This is a genomic window from Treponema sp. (assembly GCF_052169735.1).
In the GTDB taxonomy this organism is placed as follows: Bacteria; Spirochaetota; Spirochaetia; order Treponematales; family Treponemataceae; genus Treponema.
The window spans coordinates 1-6,201 of the sequence record NZ_JBQNBW010000094.1 but is presented as its reverse complement, the minus strand read 5'-3'; the positions used below and the strand labels follow the sequence as shown (position 1 = coordinate 6,201).

The window sequence follows — 6,201 nt, the reverse complement described above, 5'->3', positions numbered from 1 at the left end:
CCAACTAGAAAGGATGATTGTATGCTGTTAAAAAAATATACTCATCTTAGAACTACACTTATTTTATTGATAGCAGCCAGTATCGCCATAACGTTGGTACCTGTTTTTGTTCTCGTTACAAAAGATGGTTATACCAGTGTGCAAACGCATGCTATTGAATCTGCTGTAGCCTTATCGGAAAAATATGAAACGATTTCTGCGACAACGCTCAAAAGATCATTGGATACAGCTCATCTGATGAAATCAGCGATAAAAGCCCTTCAAACGGTAAATGCCTCTGAGCGGCGCACGGCTCTTCATGACTTAATAGAACACAGTTTGAAAGATAGCTCCGTTTTTTTTAGTATGTGGGCATGTTATGAGCCGAATCAATTTGACGGTCTTGATTCAGTATATGCAAATACCCGGTTTCACGATGCTACCGGTCGGGTTATTATGTATTTCGATAAAGATACGGTAACGCAAACAATAACAGAAAATCATCTCGGTGACTATGATGTTTCGGACTGGTATCTTAATTCTTTATCTACCGGAAAAGATCAGCAATTTGATCCATACTTTAGTAAGGTAAGCTCAGGTGAGGAGATATTAGTAACAACGTTTACGGTTCCGCTTAACAGAAATGATAATAAGACGGTTGGTGTCTTTGGTATTGACTTAGCATTGACTAATCTTGCAAAAGAACTGGACGGCTTGCACTTATACGAAACAGGATATGGTTATTTAATTTCTTCAAGCGGTGTTATTGTAACGCATAAGGATAAAAGTCTTGTCGGAACTCAAAAAAAGGATTTTGATTCCTTTGTACATAACAAAGAGTCTTTAATGGTTGGAGCCAATCGGAATGTGAGACTTTTTACGCAGAATGAAAATGGTATAAAGCTGTTTACAATTGTAACACCTATTACAATTGATGCGGCATTTGACCCATGGTATTTAGTATGTACGGTTCCTCAAGCAGAAGTATATAAAGCTGTAAATAAGACAATCCTTATGATGGCAATTCAGCTGATTTTCTCGATGGTGCTTATTATCAGTATTCTTTCAGTTATTATCACACGAAAAATGCGCCCGCTGGCTCAGGTGACAGCAGCGTTGCGGCAGGTAATTGCAGACGGTAAAGAAGACTTAACGGTACGTTTACCGGTTACCGGTAATGATGAAATAGCGGAAATAGCCGAATCCTTTAACGAAACTTTTGAAAAAATCAGTATGGCTATCAGGACTGTCGGAGAAAATACTTCTATAATGGAAGAAATCGGAAATAACCTTGCTGCCAATATGACCGAAACTGCAAGTGAAGTCCACGAAATCAATGCGAATATCGATGGGGTAAAAGGGCAAGCACTAACGCAAGCGGCGAGTGTTACCGAGACTGCTGCAACGATTGAAGAAATTCTCCGTACTATTAAACAGTTAAGTACCAGTATCGAAACACAAGCGGCAAGTGTTGCTCAATCTTCTTCATCTGTAGAAGAAATGGTTGCAAATATTGCTTCGATCGGTCAAACACTTGCCAAAACAGATGAGACGATTAGGGCTTTGACAACGGCAACCGATGACGGTAAAGCAACCGTTGTTACAGCGAATACTATAACGCAGAAAGTTTCTGAAGAATCCGGATCACTCATGGAGGCTTCGGGTGTTATTCAACATATTGCAAGCCAGACAAACCTTCTTGCAATGAATGCAGCCATCGAAGCTGCTCATGCAGGGGATGCTGGTAAGGGATTTGCCGTTGTTGCAGACGAAATCCGTAAACTTGCCGAGGAATCTTCTGTACAAGGAAAAGCGATAACAGCGACGTTAAAAACCTTATCGGGTGAAATAGCAACGCTCTCCGCTTCTTCGAAAACGGCAGAGGACAAATTTAATGCAATTTTCAGTCTTTCGGAGCAGGTAAAGACTATGAGCAACAGGCTTACCGAAGCAATGCGGGAACAAGAGAGCGGTAGTAGGGAAGTGCTGCACGCTATTAAGAATATCAACGCAGTTACAACAGAGGTACAAGCCGGTTCAGCAGAAATGTTGAAAGGCGGAGAAGGGGTTGCGCAAGAAATACGGAAATTGGATGAGCTTACCCGTATTATCACTGAAAGTATGAATGAAATGGCATCCGGTGCAATGCAGATTAACAAGGCTGTACAGGAAGTCAATGCTATGACAAAACAAAACAAGCAGAGTATTGAGCACTTAACCAATGAGGTTGCGCATTTCAAGATATAAAGGTCTCATTCCCATGTAAAGACTTATCAAAAAGACCTGTTATCAGTCTTGCTGATGAGGCATCTTCTAAAAACTATGCCTTATTTTTCAGAGCTGCCGATGGTATTCTGTCGGCAGCGATTGACAGTAATGTATAATTTTCCGCTTTTAAGATAAGCTCAATGAGCTTTTTTGTATCAATAGTGCTGAGCTGCCGTGTATCTGCACTTGTATGTATTCTCCTCCTTGCAAATCGGCTGCTGTTTGTAAGGGCAGCGAAAGATAGTTTTCTGTGATAACGGTATGGACTCCATTGCGGGGAGCTTCGGCTACCCCGTATACCGTTTTGCCGTTCCAGGCTGTAAGATAGGCTGCTGTCTGCGCCTGTGCTAAAAGATTGAGTTTTTTAACCCGCTGTCCTGCAATCCGTTCCGGCACCTTGGGCTGCATCTTCCATGCCTCTGTACCAGGACGGGCGGAAAAAGGAAAGGCGTGTATTCCGGCAAAATTGAGTTCGCGGCACATCGTGTATGTTTCTTCAAAATCTTCTTCCGTTTCTCCGGGAAATCCGGTGATAATATCTACGCCGATAAACGGATTATCCTTTACACGGCGGAGTTCTGCTGCAGCATGGTATACGGTATCGCGGGTGTAGCTGCGGTGCATGGCTTTAAGTATTTTATTGCTGCCTGATTGGACGGAAAGATGGAAATGCGGGCAAATTTGCGGATGTCCTAAAAGCGGAATCAAAGCTTTGTCAATCCTGTCGGGATAGAGGCTGGAAATACGGATGCGGATGGCGCTGCGTTCCAAAATCAGCGCAAGTAAATCGGCAAAGTCTCCGGATTCGCTCCTGTATTGTGACAAGTTTACTCCCGAAAGGGTTACCTCAGAGATGCCCGTTTCTTCGATGCAACGCAGCCGGGCAAGGACTTCGGAAGCCGGTAGTGAAATGGATTTTCCTCGGGCAAGTCTGATCCTGCAATAGGCACAGGCTGCATTACAGCCGTCCTGTATTTTGAGAAAGGCTCTGGAATGAAACAAAAAGCGGGATGAACTAAGCGCAAACAGGGGCGGTTCCGTAAATGGCTGACAGCTATCGGATTGTCCGCTTGACTGTACGGTATGCTGATTGCTACCGGCTGCGCTGTCTATTCCTCCGGCAGCTAAACGAGTAAGGAAGGTACGCAGTGCACTGAGAAACAGCATAGTGTCAGGATGAGGCGTTGTTTGTACTAAATCTGCAAGATATGCCGGCAGTGCGGTCAGTAAATCTTTCTGCTGACCGGGGAAGGCAAGAATATGAGGATGCAGGGCTTCAATTTCTGCTGCTTCCAACTGGGCATAGCAGCCGGTTACTAAGATGACTGCATGAGGATGCTCTTTTGCAAGCAGCCGAAGCAGTCTTCTGGCTTTCTGTTCTGCTTTGCCGGTTACGGTACAGGTGTTGACAAAACACAGTACTGTATTTTCAGGAGGCAGGGATGCAAAGAACTTTGTTGTAGATGAAAGTACCGGCTGCGGATCGGATGCCCTTCCGGTATGATACAATGAAAAACCGGCTTCGGCACACAGGCTTGCAAAGGACTCTGCCTCAGCTTGATTGAGCCGACAGCCAAGAGTTTCAATGCGTACGGTACATAGTTGTGTGTTCATACATCAAGCAAGCCGTTAAAAACGGTGCAATACCCGCCCATAGCCTTTTTGCGCATCAACTGAGTTTTTGTTCAGCTTCAATGCAGTAGAATAAGCTTCCAAAGCTGTACGGTATTCTTTTGCTAGTTCCCGTGAATATGCAAGCCGAGTCCACCAGAGGCTGTTTAGTCTATCTAACCTTACTGCTGTGGAAAATGCAATATCCGCATGCCGGTATTTTCCCATGCGCAGATACAGTTCACCGATATGGTAATACACATTATTGAGCTTGCTGCCGTTTGGCGCATAGGCAATATAGTCTTCAAACAGACGCAGGCTTTCTTCATTTTTTCCCAGATGATAGAACGCCTGCGCATGGCTTTCGATAAGCCGCGGATCATACTGTGAAATAATCCGCCCTTTTGCAATCCAGTCTGCTGCTTGCTGATACTGACCGTCGGCGAGTAATGCCCACGTTAATACCACATAGCTATCTATATTCTGTGGAGTACGGTTGATTTCATTGAGGCAAACGCGCGCGGATTCTTTGTATCGGTGTTCCCGGTATAGCACCAGAGCGTCTTCTTTTTGTGCATACAGCTGAGCAGGATACAGAGCGCACAACATCAGCATGAACATACCAAGTATCCGCAATTTGAAAGAGATCGGCATAATCGGCGTATCCTTATGGGCGGGTCATGGTACAAATACCGCTGAAAAAGCAGCCGCTGTCCAATGTTACTTCGGGAGCTGTTACATCACCGGTTAACTTTCCTGAAGGAAAGACATGCACAGAGGTTTCGGCAGTAACATTACCGATTACTTCACCTTTTATAATCACACGATCTGCATAGATAGTTGCCTTAACCCGTGCATGCTCGCTTATCATTAAATCGCTCACGGATTGAATGTTGCCTTGTACCGTTCCTTTTATCATAAAGGGTTTTTGAAATTTGATGATTCCGTCAAACATAATATCCGGCGCTAAGACCGTATCGTAATCTTCTTCATCTAAATCTATCAGTTCTATTTTATCTGTTTCATTCATAGCTGCTAGAATAACAACGATCAGCAACTGAGGTCAAGAGCTTTGCACAACAAAACCAGGGTAAACGCATCAGACGGTTTTTAAAGAACCCCGCAGAAGAATAGAGGCTGTTCAACCATCTTGCAGGTCTATTCGCCACTGATGCGGGATGTCTTCTAAAAGAAGAAGAACTGGAAAAAATGTATGCCTCTGCAAGAAAGCCGGTAACGGCAACACGTAAAAACATGAAGCGTATCATGACAAAAGAACAGTTCCGTCTTCTGCGTAATCGTAATATCATTGAGAATGTTTGGTCGGTGATGAAGCTAAACTATAACCTTATCTATCACAGGGCAAGAAGCATAACCGGAATGTTCAGGCATTTTTTCTATAGGGAACCTCTAAAAACTTCAAGCCTATCGGCTTGTTCTGTAGGGAAATGGTTTGTCATATCCGCTAAAGCCGATTGCGAATCAGTTTTTAGAGGGTTCCCTGCAAAGAAAGCTCAAGGATAGGCTTAATAGAGTAACCCTGTTATAATACTGTTATGAACATGATCCGCAAATTACCGCTTGGCGTACAAAGTTTTAAAGATTTACGGGAAAAAGGTTTCCTTTATGTGGATAAAACAGAATACCTTTTTCGCTTGGCAACCGGCAGTAAGGTCTATTTCTTGAGCCGCCCGCGGCGGTTCGGGAAAAGCCTCTTTCTTTCAACCTTAGCAGCCTATTTCCGCGGGCAAAAAGAGCTGTTCAAAGACTTGTATCTTGGAAAAGCCGAAGAGAAGCAGTCTGCACAAGAAGGCAGAGAGGCGTGGCAAGAATATCCTGTACTTTATCTGGATTTTAATACAAAAAATTATATAGATGAGCAGGCTCTTGTAGATATTCTAAATCTTCATCTGAATGAGTGGGAAATACAGTACACTATACCTAAAACAGCAGCAGCTCCGGAAGATCGGTTTAGACTGCTTATCGCAGCTCTTTTTAAGCAAACCGGAAAACAAGTTGTTATCCTCGTAGACGAATACGATAAGCCTCTTCTGCAAACGATGGGGGGCAATGAAGAGCTGAACGAACGCTACCGTAATATGCTCAAAGCCTTTTACTCGGTGATTAAAACCTCTGATGAATACATTCGCTTTGCCTTTCTCACCGGTGTTACCAAGTTCAGCAAAATCAGCATTTTCAGCGATTTGAATAACCTCCGCGATATATCACTGGAAGAAGATTATGCTGGTATCTGCGGTATCACACAAACAGAACTTGAAACGAACTTCCAACCGGAGATACAAGCCCTTGCAGAAAAACAAAAGCTCGACTATTCGCAGGCGC

At 43.8% G+C, this 6,201-nt stretch carries 5 protein-coding genes; 2 read left to right on the top strand and 3 right to left on the bottom strand.

All coding sequences use genetic code 11. The annotated features are described in order from the left end of the window. Positions 1–21 precede the first annotated feature (21 nt). Positions 22–2,226, top strand: coding sequence for a methyl-accepting chemotaxis protein (locus ACTTJ8_RS11185; RefSeq protein ID WP_442721231.1), 2,205 nt, complete (start codon positions 22–24; stop codon positions 2,224–2,226). 147 nt (positions 2,227–2,373) lie between these two features. Here the strand turns inward: ACTTJ8_RS11185 and mtaB are convergent, their stop codons facing one another. The 3 genes from mtaB to ACTTJ8_RS11170 are packed head-to-tail and all read right to left on the bottom strand — an operon-like array spanning position 2,374 to position 4,888. After that, positions 2,374–3,861 (bottom strand): tRNA (N(6)-L-threonylcarbamoyladenosine(37)-C(2))-methylthiotransferase MtaB, encoded by a 1,488-nt coding sequence (gene mtaB / locus ACTTJ8_RS11180; protein WP_442721230.1) that lies wholly within the window; start codon positions 3,859–3,861, stop codon positions 2,374–2,376. A 15-nt stretch (positions 3,862–3,876) separates the two neighbouring features. Next, a complete protein-coding gene (locus ACTTJ8_RS11175; RefSeq protein ID WP_442721229.1) occupies positions 3,877–4,479 on the bottom strand; it encodes a tetratricopeptide repeat protein in 603 nt (200 codons plus the stop codon). A gap of 46 nt (positions 4,480–4,525) precedes the next feature. Beyond that, positions 4,526–4,888 (bottom strand): bactofilin family protein, encoded by a 363-nt coding sequence (locus ACTTJ8_RS11170; RefSeq protein WP_442716799.1) that lies wholly within the window; start codon positions 4,886–4,888, stop codon positions 4,526–4,528. A gap of 526 nt (positions 4,889–5,414) precedes the next feature. Between ACTTJ8_RS11170 and ACTTJ8_RS11165 the strand changes: the two genes are divergently transcribed. Beyond that, positions 5,415–6,201 (top strand): ATP-binding protein (locus ACTTJ8_RS11165; RefSeq protein ID WP_442721228.1); only part of this gene is annotated, 787 nt, incomplete at its 3' end.